We start from the raw sequence: 19146 nt of genomic DNA on the forward strand, positions 1-19146 counted from the left end.
CCTTATTCTTCGGTTTCAAATTCATCCGCCCCATCGGAAGAGAGCGGCATGGTAGCAGAAATCAGTCGATCGGTCAGCAACAGCTTGGCTTCGCCGACCAGAGCGAATGGAATGGACACATCCCCGACCTTGGCGTCGGTAAAGAGAATATCCTCCCCCTCCACGCCGTTCAGAATGCCGCGAAAGCTCTTGCGCCCCTCGACCAGTTCGGTCGCGGCGATCTTTGCCTCATGCCCGGCCCATTCCTGAAAGTCGTGCAGGCGGGTCAGCGGCCGGTCGATGCCGGGCGAACTCACTTCCAGACGATAGGCTTCCTCGATCGGGTCGGCTTCATCCATCACGTCCGAAATGCGGCGCGAGATGGTGGCGCAATCTTCGATCACCAGCTGCTTGGTCTTCGGGTTTTCGGCCATGATCTGAAGCGTATATTCATCACCCGACCCGAACAGTTTGATGCGCACGAGGTCAAAGCCCAAAGCCTTCACTTCGGGTTCGATCAATGCGGTCAGTTCGGCGATGTCCGCCATGCAGTCTCCATGAACCAGATATGTGCGTCTTCCGCGCCGCGAGCTGGTGCCCGCGACCCTGACATGTTTGACGATGTAAGGAAGCATTGCCGATATAGGCGTGGTGCGAATAATCTGCAACAACATTCGACCGCAATCATTTTCCGCGCATTATCCGCGCGCTAACCCGCCGCAAATGCCCGATGATGGAGATATATATATGCGCCATATCACGCTTGCCGCCCTGCCCCTGTTGCTGATCGCCTGCTCGGGGGATGGGGCCAACAGCCAGACGACAGCGGCGGCCGAAAAGCCGTTCAAGACGTCGGTCATCGCCGACTTCGATTCGCCTTGGGCCATGACATTCCTGCCAGACGGCCGCGCGCTGGTGACGGAGAAAGCGGGCGAGATGATCCTGTTCGATCCCGGCAACGGCACCAAGATCCCGATTGCCGGCATCCCCAAGGTCGACAGCGCCGGGCAGGGCGCGCTGATGGACGTGGTGCTTTCCCCGACCTTCGCCAGGGACAAGGCGGTCTATTTCAGCTTTTCGGAGGAACGCGACGGGTTGAAGGGCGTGGCGTTGGCCAAGGGCGCATTTCATCAGGCGAGCGACGGGACGACGAAGCTGGACGGCGTGCAGATCATCTTCCGCGCCAGCCCCTATGTCGAGGGCGATGGCCATTATTCGGGCCGCATCGCCTTTTCCCCCGATGGCAAATATCTGTTCTTCACCAATGGTGAACGGCAGAAATTCGATCCGGCGCAAGACCCCAAATCGACTTTGGGCAAGGTGCTGCGCCTCAATCCGGACGGCACGCCGGCGGCCGGCAATCCGCTCGCCGCCAAGGGCTTCACCCCCGCCATCTGGTCCTACGGCCATCGCAACCTGCTGGGGCTGGCCTTCGACAAGGATGGCCGTTTGTGGGAACAGGAAATGGGACCGCAAGGCGGGGACGAGGTCAATCTGATCAAGCCGGGCCTCAACTATGGCTATCCCAATGTGTCGAACGGCAGCCATTATGACGGCCGCGACATTCCCGACCATGCGCCAGGCGATGGCTATGAAGCGCCCAAAGTCAGCTGGAACCCGGTGATTTCGCCGGGCGGCCTGCTCTATTATAGCGGCGCGGCCTTCCCGATGTGGAAGGGATCCTTGTTCATCGGCGGGCTTTCCAGCCAGAGCCTGGTAAGGGTGAAGCTGGACGGCGAAAAGGCGGAAAAGGCCGACCAATGGGACATGGGCGCACGCATCCGCGAGGTCGAACAGGGACCGGACGGCGCATTGTGGCTGCTGGAGGATGGCGGCAAATCGCAGGGCCGCATGCTGAAGCTGACGCCTGTGAGTTGAACCGCAAAAGATGTGGCCGCCGGAGCGGTGCTGATCGCAAGTGCGGGGGCGCTGGCTGTCGGCCTTTGCATGATGATTTCATTATTGTCCTGACGCCCCCTACCGCACCGCACAATGACGCCTATTTAGCGCCTGTCCCATCGCTAATTCCGGAGCCATCATGAGCGGTCCCAAGCTGTTTCAGCCCTTCCATGTCGGCGGCCTGCGCCTCGACAATCGCATCGTCATCGCGCCCATGTGCCAATATTCGGCAGTCGATGGCGAGATGACCGACTGGCATCTGATGCATCTGGGCCAATTGGCCCAATCGGGCGCGGCGCTGCTGACGATCGAGGCGACCGCCGTGCTGCCCGAAGGGCGCATATCCTACGCCGATGTCGGATTGTGGGACGACCGCACGCAGGCGGCGATGAAGCGGATGCTGGACGGCGTGCGCGCCCATAGCGACATGCCGATCGCGATCCAGCTTGGCCATGCCGGGCGCAAGGCGTCTACGCAGGTGCCGTGGAAAGGCGGCGCGCAGATCGCGCCCGACCATGACGATGGATGGCGGACGGTCGCCCCATCCCCCCTGCCCTTTACGCCGGGCACCCATGCGCCGATGGCGTTGGACAGAGCGGGGATCGACCGGCTGCGCGACGCTTTCGTCGCGGCAGCGAAGCGGGCCGACAATCTGGGGATTGATGCGATCCAGCTGCATGGCGCGCATGGCTATCTGCTGCATCAGTTCCTTTCGCCCCTCTCCAATCAGCGCGACGATGAGTATGGCGGTGCCCTCGAAAATCGCATGCGGTTGCCGCTGGAGATTTTCGATGCGGTGCGCGCGGCCTTTCCGGCGGACAAGGCGGTGACGATGCGCGTGTCAGGCACCGACTGGGTGGCAGGCGGCTGGGACATCGACCAGACGATTGCCTTTGCGCACGCGCTGGAGGCGCGCGGGTGCAGCGCCATCCATGTGTCGAGCGGGGGCCTTGACCCGCGACAGGATATTCCGGTGGGGCCAAGCTATCAGGTGCCGCTCGCCCGCGCGGTGAAGCAGGCGGTCGATATGCCGGTGATCGCCGTGGGCCTGATCACCGACTATGAGCAGGCCGAGGCGATCGTGGGCACCGGCGACGCGGACCTGATCGCGATCGCGCGCACCATCCTTTATGATCCGCGCTGGCCCTGGCATGCCGCCGCCCATCTGGGCGCGAGCGTGAAGGCTGCGCCGCAATATCTGCGTTGTCAGCCGCGCCAATATCGGCACCTGTTCGACGCGCCGAAGGCCTGAAACGAAAAACGGGGCCGATTGGCCCCGTTTTTTTTAGAGCGCGCTGCGTAAAATTTGACGCAAGTCGCGCGCTCTAAGCTTTTTGTTGTCGCATCGTTTTAGGCGGAAAACCGGTTCCCACTTTTCCGCACGATGCTTTTACACCAGTCGGCTCTGCTTGACCGCCGCCGCAATGAAGCTGGCGAAGAGCGGGTGCGGATCGAACGGCTTGGATTTCAGTTCCGGGTGGAACTGCACGCCCACGAACCAGGGATGGTCGGGCCGTTCGACGATTTCGGGCAGCGTGCCGTCCGGCGACATGCCCGAGAAGATCAGACCGCCCTTTTCCAGCGGTTCGCGATAGCTGGCATTGACTTCATAGCGATGGCGATGCCGTTCGCTGATGTCGTTGCTGCCATAGATGCCCGCGACCACGCTGTTGCCGGTCAGCTTGGCGGGATAGGCGCCCAGACGCATGGTGCCGCCCAGATCGGTTTCGGCGGTCCGCTGTTGCAGGCCTTCCTTGCTCATCCATTCGGTGATGAGGCCCACGACCGGCTCGGACGTTTCGCCAAACTCGGTGGTCGAAGCGTCGGCAATGCCCGCCGTGTTCCGCGCGCCCTCGATGCAGGCCATCTGCATGCCGAGGCAAATGCCGAAGAAGGGCACATTGCGTTCGCGTGCGAACTTGACCGATTCGATCTTGCCTTCCGACCCGCGCACGCCAAAGCCGCCGGGGACCAGAATGCCGTGCATCGGTTCCAGGCTGGCGACGATGTCGTCGCCCTTCTCGAACAGCTCCGCGTCGATCCACTTGACGTTGACCTTCACCCGGTTGGCCAGGCCGCCATGGTTCAGCGCCTCATAGAGCGACTTGTAGGCGTCGAGCAGGCCGACATATTTGCCGACCACGCCGATCGTGACTTCGCCTTCCGGGTTCTGGCGACGATCCATGATGTCGTCCCAGCGGTCCATCTTGGGCGCGGGCGCATCATTGATGCCGAACGCGCGCAGCACTTCGGCGTCCAGCCCTTCGGCATGATATTGATGCGGCACGGCATAGATGCTGCTGGCGTCGAGCGCGGGGATGACCGCTTCGGGACGGACGTTGCAGAACAAGGCGATCTTCTTGCGTTCGCTGTCGGGCAGCGGATGTTCGCAACGGCAGAGCAGGATGTCCGGCTGGATGCCGAGCGAGGTCAGGTCGCGCACGCTGCGCTGGGTCGGCTTGGTCTTCAGCTCGCCCGCCGCCGCAATGTACGGCACCAGCGTCACATGGACGAAGATCGACTGGCCGCGATCCAGATCATTATGGAGCTGGCGAATCGCTTCCATGAAGGGCAGCGATTCGATGTCACCCACCGTGCCGCCGATTTCGCACAAGACGAAGTCGAGGTCTTCGGTGTCGGCGGTGGCGAACGCCTTGATCTCGTCCGTGACGTGCGGGATGACCTGCACGGTCGCGCCCAGATAATCGCCGCGCCGTTCGCGCTGAATGATCGTCTGATAGACGCGGCCCTGCGTCACATTGTCCGACTGACGCGCCGAGACCCCGGTGAAACGCTCATAATGGCCAAGGTCGAGGTCGGTTTCCGCCCCGTCGTCGGTCACATAGACCTCACCGTGCTGATAGGGCGACATGGTCCCCGGATCGACGTTGAGATAAGGGTCGAACTTCCGGATTCGCACACGGAAACCTCGCGCTTGCAGCAGCGCTGCGAGCGATGCGGCCATAAGGCCCTTGCCAAGCGAGGAGACCACGCCGCCGGTGATGAAAATATACCGCGTCATGGGAGGAGAGGCTTAGCCTTTCGGAACAACAAAGGGCAAGCGCGCGAATCCACGCGCGCTTAAAAAAAGATCGAAAGATCGGTGAAGTGGTTAGTTGGCGAGCGGAACCGCACCGTTGGACGCCGGAGCGGACGCGGCATTGCTGGCCGCACCCGCCAGCGGATCCGCGTTCGGCGTTGCCGGCGCGCTCTGCGTGGCCGGGGCCTGCTTCACCAGCGAGGTGTCGATGTCGCTGGGTGCATGGCGCACCGATGCGATGACCGCCATCACGATCGACAGCAGCACGAAGATGCTGGCGAGAACGGTGGTCGACCGGGTCAGGAAATCCGCCGCGCCGCGCGCCGACATCAGGCCGGCCGGGCTGCCGCCCACGCCCAGACCGCCGCCTTCCGACTTCTGCATCAGGATGACGGTGACCAGCAGGGCGGCGATGATCGCCTGCACGACAAGAAGGAAAGTGAACATTGCGGTTATATCTGTCCGGTGAAGGAGGGCGTTGGCGCGCACATAGCGATGATGAGGCGCGGGGGCAACCTGCCTGCCGGGAACTACACGGCATCCGTTCGCTTCGAGCGAAGTCGAGAAGCGGCCAGCACTGCGCCAGCGTTTCTCGACTTCGCTCGAAACGAACGGGTTTCGTGGGTTATCAGGCCGCAGCCGCCATGCGCTGGTCGGCGGCTTCGATGATCGGCGCGAATTTTTTGGCTGACAGGCTGGCGCCGCCCACCAGGCCGCCGTCGACGTCCGCGATCGCCATCAGGTCGGCCGCATTGTCGCCGTTCATCGATCCGCCATAGAGGATTCGCACCTTGTCCGCCTCTGCGCCGATCCGGCTGGCGAGCGCGGCGCGCAGGGCGGCGTGCATGGAGGCTACCGCTTCCATCGTGGGAATGCGGCCGGTGCCGATCGCCCAGATGGGTTCATAGGCGACCGCCAGCCAGTCGGCCGCCGCATCGTCGGGCAGCGACGCGAGCAGTTGATCGGCCACAACCTGTTCGGCCTTGCCTGCGTCCCGCACCGCCAGCGTTTCGCCCACGCACAGAATGACGTTGATGCCTGCCTGATGCGCGGCGGCCGATTTGGCGGCAATATCGGCATTGGTTTCGCCACGCGCCTCACGCCGTTCGCTGTGGCCGGTGATGACCCAGGTGGCGCCGGCTTCGGCCAGCATGTCGGCCGACAGCGATCCGGTATAGGCGCCGCTGATGTCCATATGGCAATTTTGCGCGCCGATGAACGCCGCCCCGCGCCGTTCCGATCCCGCCATGATCAGCGTGGCCGGCAGGCACAGCCCCACCTCCACCGACGGATGCGCAGCCGCGACACGGCCGATAGCCTCCACCTCGTCAAGATGCGCGCGCATCCCGTTCATCTTCCAATTGCCGACAACCAGCTTGCGCCTGCCCATCAATCTGTTTCCTTTTGATTATTGCTGCACGTCGCCCCCTGCCCCTCCGCCGCCGGGCGATTGCCCCTGGCGTCTCCTTCGAAAGCGCAGATTGCTGATATAAGCCGATGAACGGCGCTCACGCATTTGTCCAGTGCAAGCCTTGCCGCCGCGCGCATCCGCGCCTAAAGCGGGCCGCCTATACCGCCCGCAGTTCGGACAATTTCATGCTCTCTGTCTTTCGCCGCATCATCCATTCCAAGTTCGGCGCGCTGATCGCGATCCTGTTCCTTGGCGTTATCGCATCCGCCTTCATCATGGGTGACATCACCAGCGGCAAATTCGGCACCGGATCGCTGCTCGGCGGCAAGGCCGCTGCGAAGGCCAAGGGCTATGAACTGACAGAAGCGGAATTGCAGACGCAAGTGCAGCGCGCCTTTGAAAATGCGCGCCGGTCCAACCCGACCCTGCAGATGAGCGAGCTGATCGCGCAGGGCGGCATCGATCAGGTCTATGACGGGCTGGTCGCGGAACTCACGCTCAAGGCCTTTGCCAAGCAGCAGGGCGTGCATATCAGCAAGCGGCTGATCGACGCGCAGATTGCGCAAATTCCGGCCTTTCGCGACGCCGCCGGCAATTTCAGCCAGGATGTCTTCCGCCAGTTCCTGTCGCAACAGCGTATCACCGAAGCCCAGCTGCGCCAGGATTTTTCGGCGAGCATCCTGCAACGCCTTCTGCTGGCGCCGGTCGGCTTTGGCGTGAAGCTGACGGACAGCCAGACGCTGCCCTACGCCTCGCTGTTGCTGGAGGCGCGGCAGGGCACGGTGGCGGCGATCCCGGCGTTCGCTTTCCTGGATGAAAAAAGCCCGACCGACGCGCAGCTGAACAATTTCTACAAGAATAACAGCGCGCGCTTCACCATTCCCGAGCAGCGCCGCATCCGTTACGCCATTATCGACGCGGATCGCTTCGTGCAGGCGGCGCAGCCCAGCGATGCTGAAATCAGCGCCTATTATAATCAGAGCAAGACCGCTTATGCCGCCAAGGAAAGCCGCAGCGTCGAACAGCTGGTGCTGCCGACGCAGGCGGGCGCCAAGGCGATCGCCGATCAGGTGAAGGCCGGCAAGAGCCTGGCCGACGCCGCAAAGGGTGCTGGCCTTGCCGTATCGACGCTGGCCGACCAAAGCCGCGACGCGCTGACCGCATCCACCAGCAAGGCCGTGGCCGACGCCGCCTGGGCCGCAAAGCAGGGCGAACTGGTCGGGCCGGTGCGTGGATCGCTGGGCTGGCTGCTGGTCCGCGTGACCGCGATCAAGGACACGCCCGCTCGCCCGCTGACGGCGGTGCGCGAAGAGATCGTCACCACGCTGCGCGCCCAGAAGGAAAAGCAGCTGCTGAACGACTTCACCGGCAAGATCGAGGATGCGATCGCCGATGGCGGCACTTTCCAGGAAGTCGTCAAGGACAATGGCCTGACGCTGGAAACCAGCCCCGCCCTGCTCGCTACCGGCAAGCAGGTGAAGGATCAGGCTTATGATGCGCCCGCCGACATCAAGCCGCTGCTGACCCCGGTCTTCGCGATGAGCGCCGACGATGACGCGCAGCTGATCCCGATCACCGCCGACAAGCGCTATGCGCTGGCCGCGCCGGGCGAAATCATCGCCGCCGCGCCGCCGCCGCTGGCCGAAGTCAAGCAACTGGTGCTGGCGCAGTATAAGCTGAACGCGGGCAATGCGAAGGCGAAGGCGCTGGCCGCCCAGATTCAGGCGAAGGTCGCCAAGGGCATGAAGCTGGCCGATGCGATCGCACAGGCTGGGGTCAAGCTGCCCGCGCCGCAGACGCTGGGCGGCCGCCGCGCCGACATCATGCGCAGCCAGCAGCGTCCGCCCGCCGAAGTCGCCATGCTGTTCCAGATGGCCGAAAACAGTGTGAAGACGCTGCCGATCGGCCAGGATCGCGGCTATTTCGTCGTGCAACTGAACAAGATCGAGCGCGGCGACGCCAAGGGACAGTCCGCACTGCTCAATCAGGTGCGCACCCAGCTGGGCGAAGTGGTGGGCCAGGAATATGCCCAGCAGTTCGAACGCGCGGTCGAGAAGGATCTGAAGGTCAGCCGCAACCCCAACGCCGTGGCGCAGGCGCGTCAGGCCTTGTCGACCAACAACGGCAGCGACCAGTAACATGGCGGCGACCGGGGGCATGGACGGGATCGACTTTGCACGCGCGGCGCTGGCGCGCGGCGAATCTACGCTGGTGTGGCGGCGGCAGATTGCCGACACCGACACGCCGATTTCGGCGGCGCTCAAGCTGTTCGAACCCCATCGCGGCGATTATCTGCTCGAATCGGTCGAAGGCGGCGCGGTGCGCGGCCGGTACAGCCTGATCGGCCTTGCCCCCGACCTCGTCTTCCGCGCCAATGGCCAGAGCGCCGAGATCAACCGCCACTGGGCGAGCGATCGCGACGCCTTCATCCCTGAAAAGGCCGGCGCGCTCGATGCATTGCGCGCTTTGGTGGCGGAATGTCGGGCGGAAATGGACGGGGCGCTGCCGCCCGCGCTTGCCTGCCTGGTCGGCTATTTCGGTTATGAGACGGTGGGGCTGGTGGAAAAGCTGCCTCGCCCCGCCGCCAATCCGATCGGCGTGCCCGACATGCTGTTCGTGCGGCCGACCGTGATCCTGATCTTCGATCGCCTGGCCGATCAGCTCTATATCGTGTCGCCGGTGTGGAAGGGCAGCTTTGCCGATGCCGACAAGGCGATAGACAGCGCGCTGGAGCGGATCGACGCCGCCGCCGCGCGCCTCGCCGCGCCGCTGCCCGCCGCCACCGCCCCGGCCGAGATCGCCGATGTGGCGGTGACGCCGGTGCTGGAGCCGGGCCGCTATGCGCAGATGGTGGAGAAGGCGAAGGACTATATCGTCGCAGGCGATATTTTTCAGGTGGTGCTGGCGCAGCGTTTCACCAGCCCTTTCACCCTGCCCCCCATTGCGCTCTATCGCGCGCTGCGGCGGATCAATCCGTCGCCCTTCCTCTATTATCTCGACCTGCCCGGCTTCGCGCTGATCGGGTCGTCGCCCGAAATCCTGGTGCGCGCGCGCAATGGCGAAGTGACGATCCGCCCGATCGCCGGCACCCGCCCGCGCGGGCAGAATGCGGTCGAGGATGCGGCCAATCGCGAAAGCCTGCTCGCCGATCCCAAGGAACGGGCCGAGCATCTGATGCTGCTGGATCTGGGCCGCAACGATGTCGGCCGGGTGGCCAGCGCCGGATCGGTGACGGTCACGGAAAGCTACACCGTCGAATTTTACAGCCATGTCATGCACATCGTATCGAATGTGGTGGGCCGCCTGTCGCCGGAAAAGGACGCGATCGACGCGCTGTTCGCCGGCTTCCCGGCCGGCACCGTATCGGGCGCGCCCAAAGTCCGCGCGTGCGAGATCATTGCCGAACTGGAGCCGGAAACGCGCGGTGCCTATGCCGGCGGGGTCGGCTATTTCGGGCCGGACGGCAATATGGACAGCTGCATCGTGCTGCGCACCGCCGTGCTGAAGGATGGCGTGATGCATGTGCAGGCGGGCGCGGGCATCGTCGCAGATTCGACTGCCGACTATGAAGAACGCGAGACAGAAGCAAAGAGCGGCGCGCTGCTGGCCGCCGCCCGTGAAGCGGTGAACGTGGCGCGGGAGGCCGGGTTCGGGCAATAAGTCCGTTACCGACAGGCCCGCCATCCGGTCGCGCCCCGTTCCGCCTGATCCAGGTGGAAATGATCGCGATGGGCCGCATTATAGTCGGGCGACAGCACGGTCGAAAAAAGGTCGCAGGCCCCGTCCCGCGCCGCGCGCAGGAAGGCGGCGTCCTTCCCCTGCCCCTTCCAGTCGTTTAGCACGCTGATCTGCCGCCCGTCCTTCAGCACAAAGGCGGCGATGTCGATCGCATCGGCGGTGGCATGTTCGCTATAATCGCCCTGACTGCGGCCGTACATGCGGCGACAGCTATAGCTGCCGAAATGGCGGATGGTGCGGACGGGCTGGCCGTAGATGCGCTGGGCGGCGGGCTGAACCACTTGCCATTCCCATAGCTTGAACGCGGCCACCACCGGACAGGATGGCGCGACGGATGCCGGCGCAAGGGTGATCGCGCCTGCCTCCGGCCGGAGCCGCACCGCATCGGCATAGGCGCACTGATCCGCGCCGCCGGGCTTCATCGCGACATGATCGACCCCGGCGCGATCCAGCAGCGCCTTGCACCGTGGCGCATCATTGGTCAGCGCGGCAAGCTTGCGCCCGGTGAACAGGCCCACCGGCTGGGCAAGGTCCAGATCAGTCCAGGGCAGATCCTGCGGCCTTTGCCGAAGCCAGGCATAGCCGAGGAACAGGAGGATCAACGCACCGCCCAGCAGGACGAGACGGCGCAGGGTCAGATGGAGTTTTCTCACCCCTCAAGCACGCAGAGCCTGCCCCATTGGTTCCGATGTGACCGGATAGCCCAGATGATCGGGGATGCAGAGATGCGTCTCCCCATTCCGCTCCTCCCGCCATGGGCGCACCTTCTCCACCGGGAAAGCGGCTGCATGCGCGACCAGATCGGCATAGGAGGCAAAGCCCGCCAGCCGCTCCAGATTGCGCCGGGTAGGGAAGATGATGCGCCCCTCTCCCGCGTCGCACCGCGCCAGCGTGTCGGCGGCGCTACTCCAGAAGAGGCGGACATTTTCGGTCGTGTCGACGCTCGCCACCTGCCGCTGCGGCGCGCGGGCGAGATAGAAGCGCGTGTCGAACACCCGTTTCGCCTGCTCGAACGGGGCAGGATGCCAGCGGGCGAAGGGCGTCAGAGCCTCCATATCCAATCCAAGACCATGGCGGTCTAGCAGATCGCCGAGCGGCCTGCCGTCATGCAATCCGTCGCGCAGGCGCAGCACGCTCGCCGCATCGACCGCGCCGGTCAGCCCGATCCCCAACCCTGCTTCCTCGATCGTTTCCCGGATTGCAGCGATGCGCCCGGCCGCTTCATCCTGGTCCAGCGCGCCGCCGATCCGCGCCGCCAGCGCATGGTCGGCCGGGTCCACCGCGCCGCCGGGAAAGACCAGCGCCCCTGCGGCAAAGGCCATGGTCGACGCGCGTTCCACCATCAGCAATTCCGGCAAGCCATCGGCCCGATCGCGCACGACCACCACCGTCGCGGCAGGACGGCCCGTATCAGCATCTTCTGTCATGAAAACCGCTCTAGGCGCTCGGGGCGCTGGCGGTAAAGTCCTTCGGTGCAACCTCATTGAGGAGGTTGGTGGAGCCTAGGGGGATCGAACCCCTGACCTCGTCATTGCGAACGACGCGCTCTCCCAGCTGAGCTAAGGCCCCGTAAAGGAGCGCTGCCTATAGGCGAGCAATTTGGCCCATGCAACGGTCTTTTGCGCAAAAAAGCGTGGGCCTTGTTAATCTCGATCAAGTCCGCGAAATGGCAGGGCTTTTGGCCGCGACAGGGCGGTGTTTCAGCCAGACATTACTCCTGCGTAACGCCCGGAACGATGCCCCTTTCCACCCATTGATGCAGCGACGACGCCGACAATGCGTCGCCAGCGACATAAGGAGATGGACGATGGGTTATCAAGGCGGACGCCGTTATGGCGAGGATCGCTATTCCACCGGCTGGGACCGGGGCGACCGGTATCGCACGCAACGCGACCCGCGCGAGGATCGCGGCTATCGCTACGGCACGCGCGGGCAATTTGGCGGACCCGATCTGCGCCGCCCCCCGGCCGATTATGATTATGAGGATCGCGGCTTCTTCGACCGGGCCGGCGACGAGATTCGTAGCTGGTTCGGCGATGAAGAGGCGGAGCGCCGGCGCGAATATGACGAATATTATAACCGCCCCTATGGCGACCCGCGCGACCAGTCGAGCCGGCTGGGCTTTGCGGCGGCGTCGGGCAACGACTATCTGCCCGGACGCGGCTTCGTACCCTATAGCGGCGAACGCAGCGGTTATGGCAGCGAGGATCATGGATCGCGCATCCGCAGCTATGGCCAGCAGCAGGAATATGGCGCGCATCACGACAGCAACTATTACGCCTGGCGCCAGCAAAGGATCGACGAACTGGACCGCGATTATCATGAATATCAGCGGGAGAATCGCGATCGCTTCAACAGCGAGTTCGGCACCTGGCGCACCCGTCGCGGCGAACAGCGGCAGGCCATCAACCAGGTGCAGGAGCATCAGGAAGTGGTCGGCAGCGATGGCGAGCATGTCGGCACGGTCGACAAGCTGCGCGGCGACCGCATCATCCTGACCAAGAATGACCAGGATGCCGGCGGCGTGCATCATTCCATCCCGTCGAGCTGGATCAAGTCGGTCGATGCGACCAAGGTGACGCTGGAAAAGACGGCCGAGCAGGCGCAGGACGCCTGGCGCACCGAGCGCGAACAAAATGCGCTGTTCGGCGACCGCGACCAGAATCGCTCAGACCGGACACGCGAGGGCTATGCTGGCTATTCCAGCAATTATGGCGGCACGCGCTATCGTTAAGGTTCGATAGACGCTGATTAAAAGAAGGCCCGGCGATCACCGCCGGGCCTTTTCGCATGGCAACTTGCGCCGGCCCGACGGAGCCTGCAAAGCAGGCCCCCGTCCCGCCGCGCGAGATCGCCATGCCGACCATCATCCTGCTGATCCTGTCCAACATCTTCATGACGATCGCCTGGTACTGGCATCTGAAGGGCGGGATGGAAAAGCCGATCCTGCTGGTCATTCTGATCAGCTGGGGCATTGCACTGATTGAATATTGTCTGGCCGTGCCCGCCAACCGGATCGGCTATGCGCATGGCTGGAGCGCGGGCCAGCTCAAGGTCGCGCAGGAAGCGATTGCGCTGATCATCTTTGGCGGCTTCATGGTTACGGTGTTGGGCGAACCGCTGCACTGGCGGCATCTGGCCGCCTTTGCCTGCATCATGGGAGCGGTCGGTTTTCTGTTCGTCGGGCGCGCCTGAACAGATCAGGATATGGCGCGCAATTCTTCAGGCATAAGATCACTGCTGGCGCCCTGACACGCGATGCGCGGGCGCGCGCTGTAGGTGCTGAACTGCTCCAGCGGCAGCGCCGTGCCGCAAAAGGCGCATTCCGCGACCATCCGGCCGACGATCCATTGCTGGCGGGTGCAGGAGGGACAGCGATTGGTCTCCCCTGCATGATAGAGCGGGCTGAAGCCCTTCGCGAAGGAGGGGCGGGCGTTTCCGAAAGCGATCTGCATGCGCGTCTTCCTCTATTGCCTGCGGATTCAACGCTTGAGACGCAAAAGGTTTCACTTGTGAACCAAAAGGCGGGCTCCATCCGATAGAAAGCCTCCGCACCTCTGCGCGCCTTCAGACCAGCCATAGGATGACGATCGTCTGTCGATGGCTGAACCCGGCAACACCCGACTGCACATTTTCGTGACGCGAGCGAATCCTTAGACAGAATTTATTTTCGGATCACAAATGGCCCAGTGCCGCGTTCATGCGCTTTCAAATATTATTTTTATTCCCCCTTCACAACGACCAACAAAATCCTTCGATTATGGTCTCATATCGGATCATTCTACTATCTGGACTCGTGATGAACCTGCTGTAAGTTGATAAACGGGGAAATCAGGGGGCTGCGTCTTGATAAGAGACGGTTTGAGGGGGATAGGCAGATGGCTGGCGCGTCCAGTCACGCACGCTTTATTTGAAGCGTTCATCGTTCTGCTACTCGCCATCCTCAACCCTTTCGAAATTGTCCAGTGGAGCGAAGAGCGCAGCCATCTCCTTTGGGAAAGGCTGCATGCCCATGACTATCCGGGCGCGACGAACGATAGGGCGACGGTCACACAAGCGATCGGCAGGAGCGCCATCACCGTCATCTATTATGATGACGATTCGCTGAAGCGGGCGAACCAGAAGCGTCCCCTGAGCCTGTATGACCTGTCCAACCTGATTCAGGATATTCGCCACACGTCCGCAGACGACGGGGCGCCACTCGCCATCTTCATGGACATGCTGCTGACTGACGCCAACGGCAAGGCGACCGACGGCAATATATTGATACAGGGCGTGCTGGATCCGAAAGTAGAAACGGACTGCGCAAGACGGAATGGTCCCTATGCGTCGCCAGTCCAGTGCCTGGTCTTCGATATAGCAGAACTGACGAAATATGAGACGTGGCGTGATGATCACTGGTGCCAGATCAACAGCGCAGCAAAGATCGACTGCATTCGGCGATCCAAGGGCATCCCGATCCTGGTGGCGGATCCCGCTTTGGGCGACAATGTCGCACAGGCACCCGAGAAGCCGGCTACGCCGCTGATTGACGCGCTGGCCCAGATAGCGCTGACCGTGCCGGTGGGCATAGAACCCCACAAATATCCGCTGATTTCGCCGGCAACGGCCCAGGAGCGCAGGGATCACCGCTATGCGCTTTACCCGGCCGCGGCTCTGTATGACATCTGGTGCACGCACGCCGATAAGCCGATCGCGGGCAATGGGAAGGCCATAGAGGCCGCTCAGCCATGCAACAAGAAGCCCGCGCGATCACAAGATCGCCTGTTTGTCTGGAGCGATGCCTTCACCGAACCGCTCGACATCGAATGGGCTATTCAACCCGATCCGCAAACGATGTCCACAGGGCAGGCCGCGCAGGATCAGGATTGGCGTTATCTGGCCAACCATGCAGCGTGCAGCTACGCCTCCCCCGGTTTCTGGAACGCCATGGGTCGCGTCATCAGGCTATCCTTCGCCGGAATCAAATGGTCCGATCGACCCGCCCCCTGCCTGTACACCCGCGCCTATCCCAGCGACATCGTCCAGTGGGAGGGGTTTTCTCCAAGTCTTGCATCAGCCCTGTTCGCGAACAAGCTGGTCATCATCGGCGGCCAGTTCAGCGATTCGAACGACATGCTGGCGACAGCCCCCTTTGACCGCATGCCGGGGGTCTATTTTCATGCCATGGCGCTCGACAATCTGATTGAACGGGGCGACCAATATGCCCGGCAATCTGAGCAGATTTCCGAGCATCTCAGCCTCAGCATGGGCGACCTGTTCAATCTGGCCATCTTCTTCTTCATTGCCCTGATGCTGGCGATAGGCAGGAAGTGGCTGAACCCGCGCCATTATCCGCGTTTCGCAACCGGCGGCGGCGCGCGCATCGCCACCTGGCACACCGCGATTTTCTGCCTTGGCCTGGCATGGGCTCTGATCATTTTGACATGCGCCCTCTGGCCCGATGCCCGCACTATCTGGACGATGAAAGGGGTTCCGTCCCGATTCAATGCGGTCGGCGCAACGGTGATCGTCATCATCGGCCTGTCCGAACTGTTCTGGGCGGCGATAGCCCCCCTGCGTCAGACCGCCGTCCAGCGTTTCTCCCTCAGGCGCATTTGGGCCTTCATCACCACTTCGGGGCCGATCCCCCCTTCATCCAGCACATGAGAAAAGGAAAATGACTATGCGGCATCATGTCCTGCTTTGCGTCGGCGCAATCCTGCTTGTTGCCGCCGGCAGCAACGGCCGCGTGGTCAAGACACGCGCCAGCGTGAACATCTATGACCAGAATCTTGTGCTCAAGGAGCGCGCGCCCATCACATTGGCGAAAGGCGGCGCTGCGATAGAGGACATATCGAAAAAGGGCTATGTCGCCATCAGACTGAAAGGGGAGCTTGTCTATCTGCGGCTTGCCGAGGTCGTCACGGAAGGCATGAATACCGACCCCTGCCCGCAAATCGCCAATGTTGCGGGTTCCAAACAGCAATCGCATATCGCCGCCTCCATCGGCGCGGGATCCGGCATGAGCGGCAATACGAAGCCCTGCCTGTGACAGGCCCGGTCCATCCGGCCCTTCGCATCGCAGCGCTGACGACAGCCGCAGCGCTGGCGCTATCGGCATCGTCGGCGGCGATCGGCCAGTGCATTCCCGGCATAGCCTGTCCGTTCACGGTCAAGGGCAAGAAAGGCCCCTTCGTCCAGGCGGAAGTGACATCGGACATTCTGGCCAAGGCGGATAAGGAAGTCAGCACCAACCTTGCCAATGGCGAGACGCTGAACGCCGCGTCCATCAACAAGGGAGCCAATTCCGGCGCCGGCATCTCCATGCCGCTGACCGAAAAGGCGCTGTTCCAGATACTCGACCGGGTGCGGACGCCATGGCCATATCGCGCGCCTCCATCCATTTCGCTTCGTATGACTGGTACAGCGGTCTACAGTCCGGTCGCCCATCCTGACAATGTCATCGTCATCCCCGTCGGCCTGCTGATGCATGCGCAGTCCGACGATGAAGTCGCCTGGGTCGTCGCCCATGAATTCGCACACATCGCCATGGCGCATTTTTCCCGCGCGGCCAGCCAGCGACGGTTGCGCAGCAATGTGGATCGGATCACGGGATGCGCGCAGTTGGGGCTGATGCTGGCCGATGTGCGCATTTCCAAGAATGGGAATAATTTCCAGGCGCAGCGGGCCAACGACAAGCATCTGGCAGCCCTGTCCACGCAAATCTGGGCGAAAGAAAATATCGTCGATGATTTTCTGGAAATCTATAATCAGGGCCTGTCTCGCCGCCATGAAGATCAGGCCGACGCGCTTGGCATAGATCTGGCGCTCAAAGCCGGATATTCGGACGCGGGTTTCGGCACCGCTCTGGCGTTTCTTCAGCAGGAAGAAGCGCGGGCAGGTACTTTCTTCGAACAGTTCGGTAATGAGTTCAGCGGCTATATGAAGGTCGCGAGCGGCCAGGCGCTGGCGCAGTTTGCTGACGGCGGCAACGCCAGCAACATTTTCCAGCAATGGACGGACGGGCTGATGCGCAACGCGGAAAGCATCATCTTCAAGAAGATCAAGAATGTGCTGACCGCCAGCCACAGACCCGCGAAACAGCGCCAGGCGGGCATGACCAAATATATGGACAATGCCTATGCGGCAATGGAGCCGAAGGATCCCACCGAAAGCTGGTTGGGCGCGGTGCGCATGACCCCTGAATTCAAGGAGGCGGAAGTCACGGTCAGGGCCGTCGACAGCGCCCGCGCAGCCATTCCAGCGGCGCCGTGCGACCTGGAAAAGCCCGAATGCGAGGCAAGCGTATCGGCCGGCGCTGGAAAGGCGCTGGCCGCGGTGCAGCCGGCGCTGACGACCCGCTATCGCGGCACGCCGCTGGTTGCCAATACCGTTGCGTTTCTGAACTACGCGCTGGGCAATTTGCCTGAAGCGGACCGCATGTATGACATCGCTGATCGCGTTGGCACCGCGCCGCCGCCTGCGCCAGCGCCTGCCAAGCCGGTCGTTCGCAAGGGAAAAGCCAAGGCCAAGGTCGCGGCGCCAGCGCTTTCACCCCAGCCTGCCGCGCCTTTCACCCCCGATCCTTACATGCAGCAGAGTCTCGACGGCTTCGACGAACATGTGAAACTGCTGGTGCGCATGAAGAATTACACCAAGGCGTTGACCGTGATCGCCATGGCCAAAAGCCGCTTTCAGGACGATAACCGCTTCCTTCCTTCGCTGATCACAATCGCGGCCCAAACGAAGGATGTCGACCGACTGACCGATGCCGTGCAGCGTTGTTACGCCAGCAGCGACCCGGCACTGGTGCAGGCCTGCGAATTTTCTTTCATGAACCCGCAACAGCAGGATCAATTCGCCGCCCTGTCGCCCGCCGATCAGGACAAGCTGATGGGCAGCCTAGCACGCGCCTCTGCGGACGCGCGCAAGGGCACGAGTTGCGGCTTGCCATCCGCGACCGAGGTGAAGGCAGCCGAAAAAGGGGTCGACATCGAAGCAGCCGACGCGGCTGACGATGATGATGAATAGCTTTCAGGGCAGCAGCAGGCTGGAATCGCCATAGCTGTAGAAGCGATAGCCCGTCTCTATCGCATGGGCATAGACGGCCTGCATCCGATCGCGTCCCATCAGCGCGCTGACCAGCATGAAGAGCGTCGATTTGGGCAAGTGGAAATTGGTCATCAGGCCATCCACCGCCCGGAACCGATAGCCCGGCGTGATGAAGATGCGCGTTTCGTCGGCAAAGGGGCGCAGCAAGCCATCTTCGCCCGCCGCGCTTTCCAGCAGGCGCAGGGACGTGGTGCCCACGGCGATCAGACGGCCGCCCGCCGCCCGTGCGGCGTTCAGGCGATCGGCGGTCGCAGCGTCGATCCGCCCCCATTCGGCGTGCATGCGATGATCGTCGGTATCGTCCGCCTTGACCGGCAGGAAGGTGCCCGCGCCCACATGCAGGGTCAGCGTTTCGGTCTTTACGCCCGCCTGCGCGATCGCCGCCATCAGATCCGGCGTGAAGTGCAGCGCGGCGGTGGGCGCAGCCACAGCGCCATCTTCGCGCGCGAACATCGTCTGATAATCGCTGCGGTCGCGCTCATCGGTCGGGCGCTTGCTGGCGATATAGGGAGGCAGCGGCATCCGCCCGGCCCGCTCCAGCAAAATCTCGACCGGCTCGTCGCCCTCAAAGTCGAGCGTCACACCCCCATCTTCGTCGCGCGGCCCGGCAATGGCGGTGACGCCCGCGCCGAAATCGATCCGGTCGCCCGCGCGCACCCGCTTGGCGTTGCGCAAAAACGCCTGCCACTGGCGCAGCCCCTGTCTTTTGTGCAGCGTCGCGCCGATCCGCGCTTCGCCCCGCATGCCTTCCAGCTGAGCAGGAATGACCTTCGTATCGTTGAACACCAGCACATCGCCGGCGCGCAGCAGCGACGGCAGGTCGCGCACGATGCGATCCTGCATCGCGTCCGCGCCGGGCACCAGCAACAGCCGCGCGCTATCGCGCGGGGAAGCCGGGCGGAGCGCGATATTCTCCGCCGGCAGATCGAAATCGAACAGGTCTACGCGCATGGTGCGGATGCATCCCGATTGAATAAAACATCCG

General features: G+C 63.0%; 17 protein-coding genes and 1 tRNA gene. 9 read left to right on the forward strand and 9 right to left on the reverse strand.

Annotation, left to right across the window (positions count from 1 at the left end):
• Positions 1–2: 2 nt before the first annotated feature.
• Positions 3–527 (reverse strand): ribosome maturation protein RimP, encoded by a 525-nt coding sequence (rimP, locus tag ACFOKF_RS12750; RefSeq protein ID WP_380796064.1) that lies wholly within the window; start codon positions 525–527, stop codon positions 3–5.
• Between the two features lie 199 nt (positions 528–726).
• On the opposite strand from rimP, the gene ACFOKF_RS12755 reads away from it, so the two are divergent.
• Together ACFOKF_RS12755 and ACFOKF_RS12760 are read left to right on the forward strand one after the other, a co-directional pair.
• The gene (locus ACFOKF_RS12755) at positions 727–1857 is read left to right on the forward strand and encodes a PQQ-dependent sugar dehydrogenase (RefSeq protein WP_380796066.1); all 1131 of its coding nucleotides are present in this window, start codon (positions 727–729) and stop codon (positions 1855–1857) included.
• 160 nt (positions 1858–2017) lie between these two features.
• The gene (locus ACFOKF_RS12760; RefSeq protein ID WP_380796067.1) at positions 2018–3130 is read left to right on the forward strand and encodes an NADH:flavin oxidoreductase/NADH oxidase; all 1113 of its coding nucleotides are present in this window, start codon (positions 2018–2020) and stop codon (positions 3128–3130) included.
• 138 nt (positions 3131–3268) lie between these two features.
• Here the strand turns inward: ACFOKF_RS12760 and ACFOKF_RS12765 are convergent, their stop codons facing one another.
• The 3 genes from ACFOKF_RS12765 to tpiA form a co-directional block, all read right to left on the reverse strand.
• Positions 3269–4900 (reverse strand): CTP synthase, encoded by a 1632-nt coding sequence (locus ACFOKF_RS12765; RefSeq protein WP_380796069.1) that lies wholly within the window; start codon positions 4898–4900, stop codon positions 3269–3271.
• A gap of 90 nt (positions 4901–4990) precedes the next feature.
• Entirely contained in the window at positions 4991–5365 is a 375-nt protein-coding gene (gene secG, locus ACFOKF_RS12770) for a preprotein translocase subunit SecG (RefSeq protein ID WP_380796071.1), read from the reverse strand.
• A 181-nt stretch (positions 5366–5546) separates the two neighbouring features.
• Positions 5547–6308 (reverse strand): triose-phosphate isomerase, encoded by a 762-nt coding sequence (gene tpiA, locus ACFOKF_RS12775; protein ID WP_380796072.1) that lies wholly within the window; start codon positions 6306–6308, stop codon positions 5547–5549.
• A gap of 206 nt (positions 6309–6514) precedes the next feature.
• Between tpiA and ACFOKF_RS12780 the strand changes: the two genes are divergently transcribed.
• Both ACFOKF_RS12780 and trpE read left to right on the forward strand, forming a co-directional pair.
• A complete protein-coding gene (locus ACFOKF_RS12780) occupies positions 6515–8467 on the forward strand; it encodes a peptidyl-prolyl cis-trans isomerase (protein ID WP_380796073.1) in 1953 nt (650 codons plus the stop codon).
• Between the two features lies 1 nt (position 8468).
• The gene (gene trpE, locus ACFOKF_RS12785; RefSeq protein ID WP_380796074.1) at positions 8469–9989 is read left to right on the forward strand and encodes an anthranilate synthase component I; all 1521 of its coding nucleotides are present in this window, start codon (positions 8469–8471) and stop codon (positions 9987–9989) included.
• A 5-nt stretch (positions 9990–9994) separates the two neighbouring features.
• Here trpE and ACFOKF_RS12790 read toward each other — a convergent pair whose 3' ends face one another.
• From ACFOKF_RS12790 to ACFOKF_RS12800, 3 genes are all read right to left on the reverse strand, one after another.
• On the reverse strand, positions 9995–10720 hold the full coding sequence (locus tag ACFOKF_RS12790; protein WP_380796075.1) for an extensin-like domain-containing protein: 726 nt from the start codon (positions 10718–10720) through the stop codon (positions 9995–9997).
• Between the two features lie 3 nt (positions 10721–10723).
• Positions 10724–11494, reverse strand: coding sequence for an NUDIX hydrolase (locus tag ACFOKF_RS12795; protein WP_380796077.1), 771 nt, complete (start codon positions 11492–11494; stop codon positions 10724–10726).
• 66 nt (positions 11495–11560) lie between these two features.
• A tRNA-Ala gene (locus tag ACFOKF_RS12800) sits at positions 11561–11636 on the reverse strand.
• A 238-nt stretch (positions 11637–11874) separates the two neighbouring features.
• On the opposite strand from ACFOKF_RS12800, the gene ACFOKF_RS12805 reads away from it, so the two are divergent.
• Positions 11875–12801, forward strand: a complete 927-nt coding sequence (locus tag ACFOKF_RS12805) for a DUF2171 domain-containing protein (RefSeq protein ID WP_380796079.1) — start codon at positions 11875–11877, stop codon at positions 12799–12801.
• Between the two features lie 122 nt (positions 12802–12923).
• The gene (locus ACFOKF_RS12810) at positions 12924–13262 is read left to right on the forward strand and encodes a DMT family protein (protein WP_380797787.1); all 339 of its coding nucleotides are present in this window, start codon (positions 12924–12926) and stop codon (positions 13260–13262) included.
• A gap of 5 nt (positions 13263–13267) precedes the next feature.
• On the opposite strand, the gene ACFOKF_RS12815 is transcribed toward ACFOKF_RS12810, so the two are convergent.
• Entirely contained in the window at positions 13268–13522 is a 255-nt protein-coding gene (locus ACFOKF_RS12815; RefSeq protein ID WP_380796080.1) for a hypothetical protein, read from the reverse strand.
• 406 nt (positions 13523–13928) lie between these two features.
• Between ACFOKF_RS12815 and ACFOKF_RS12820 the strand changes: the two genes are divergently transcribed.
• Genes ACFOKF_RS12820 through ACFOKF_RS12830 form a run of 3 tightly spaced genes read left to right on the forward strand, consistent with a single transcriptional unit; the run spans position 13929 to position 18080 of the window.
• A complete protein-coding gene (locus tag ACFOKF_RS12820) occupies positions 13929–15716 on the forward strand; it encodes a CHASE2 domain-containing protein (protein ID WP_380796082.1) in 1788 nt (595 codons plus the stop codon).
• A gap of 16 nt (positions 15717–15732) precedes the next feature.
• Positions 15733–16101, forward strand: coding sequence for a hypothetical protein (locus ACFOKF_RS12825; RefSeq protein ID WP_380796084.1), 369 nt, complete (start codon positions 15733–15735; stop codon positions 16099–16101).
• On the forward strand, positions 16098–18080 hold the full coding sequence (locus tag ACFOKF_RS12830; protein WP_380796085.1) for a M48 family metalloprotease: 1983 nt from the start codon (positions 16098–16100) through the stop codon (positions 18078–18080). Before ACFOKF_RS12825 ends, ACFOKF_RS12830 begins: the two co-directional genes overlap by 4 nt.
• Positions 18081–18083: 3 nt before the next feature.
• Here the strand turns inward: ACFOKF_RS12830 and queA are convergent, their stop codons facing one another.
• Positions 18084–19112: a tRNA preQ1(34) S-adenosylmethionine ribosyltransferase-isomerase QueA gene (queA, locus tag ACFOKF_RS12835; protein ID WP_380796086.1), complete on the reverse strand. Its 1029-nt coding sequence runs from the start codon at positions 19110–19112 to the stop codon at positions 18084–18086.
• Positions 19113–19146 lie beyond the last annotated feature (34 nt).

It is taken from the genome of Sphingobium rhizovicinum (assembly GCF_042647625.1).
GTDB classification, from domain to species: Bacteria; Pseudomonadota; Alphaproteobacteria; order Sphingomonadales; family Sphingomonadaceae; genus Sphingobium; species Sphingobium rhizovicinum.

What these genes read in the sequence shown, in the direction of transcription:
- ACFOKF_RS12810 (WP_380797787.1), top strand. Translation starts at nt 12,924, where the DNA reads ATGCCGACCATCATCCTGCTGATCCTGTCCAACATCTTCATGACGATC.
- queA (WP_380796086.1), bottom strand. Translation starts at nt 19,112, where the DNA reads ATGCGCGTAGACCTGTTCGATTTCGATCTGCCGGCGGAGAATATCGCG.
- trpE (WP_380796074.1), top strand. Translation starts at nt 8,469, where the DNA reads ATGGCGGCGACCGGGGGCATGGACGGGATCGACTTTGCACGCGCGGCG.
- ACFOKF_RS12815 (WP_380796080.1), bottom strand. Translation starts at nt 13,522, where the DNA reads ATGCAGATCGCTTTCGGAAACGCCCGCCCCTCCTTCGCGAAGGGCTTC.
- ACFOKF_RS12780 (WP_380796073.1), top strand. Translation starts at nt 6,515, where the DNA reads ATGCTCTCTGTCTTTCGCCGCATCATCCATTCCAAGTTCGGCGCGCTG.
- secG (WP_380796071.1), bottom strand. Translation starts at nt 5,365, where the DNA reads ATGTTCACTTTCCTTCTTGTCGTGCAGGCGATCATCGCCGCCCTGCTG.
- ACFOKF_RS12755 (WP_380796066.1), top strand. Translation starts at nt 727, where the DNA reads ATGCGCCATATCACGCTTGCCGCCCTGCCCCTGTTGCTGATCGCCTGC.
- ACFOKF_RS12805 (WP_380796079.1), top strand. Translation starts at nt 11,875, where the DNA reads ATGGGTTATCAAGGCGGACGCCGTTATGGCGAGGATCGCTATTCCACC.
- ACFOKF_RS12825 (WP_380796084.1), top strand. Translation starts at nt 15,733, where the DNA reads ATGCGGCATCATGTCCTGCTTTGCGTCGGCGCAATCCTGCTTGTTGCC.
- tpiA (WP_380796072.1), bottom strand. Translation starts at nt 6,308, where the DNA reads ATGGGCAGGCGCAAGCTGGTTGTCGGCAATTGGAAGATGAACGGGATG.
- rimP (WP_380796064.1), bottom strand. Translation starts at nt 527, where the DNA reads ATGGCGGACATCGCCGAACTGACCGCATTGATCGAACCCGAAGTGAAG.
- ACFOKF_RS12760 (WP_380796067.1), top strand. Translation starts at nt 2,018, where the DNA reads ATGAGCGGTCCCAAGCTGTTTCAGCCCTTCCATGTCGGCGGCCTGCGC.
- ACFOKF_RS12795 (WP_380796077.1), bottom strand. Translation starts at nt 11,494, where the DNA reads ATGACAGAAGATGCTGATACGGGCCGTCCTGCCGCGACGGTGGTGGTC.
- ACFOKF_RS12765 (WP_380796069.1), bottom strand. Translation starts at nt 4,900, where the DNA reads ATGACGCGGTATATTTTCATCACCGGCGGCGTGGTCTCCTCGCTTGGC.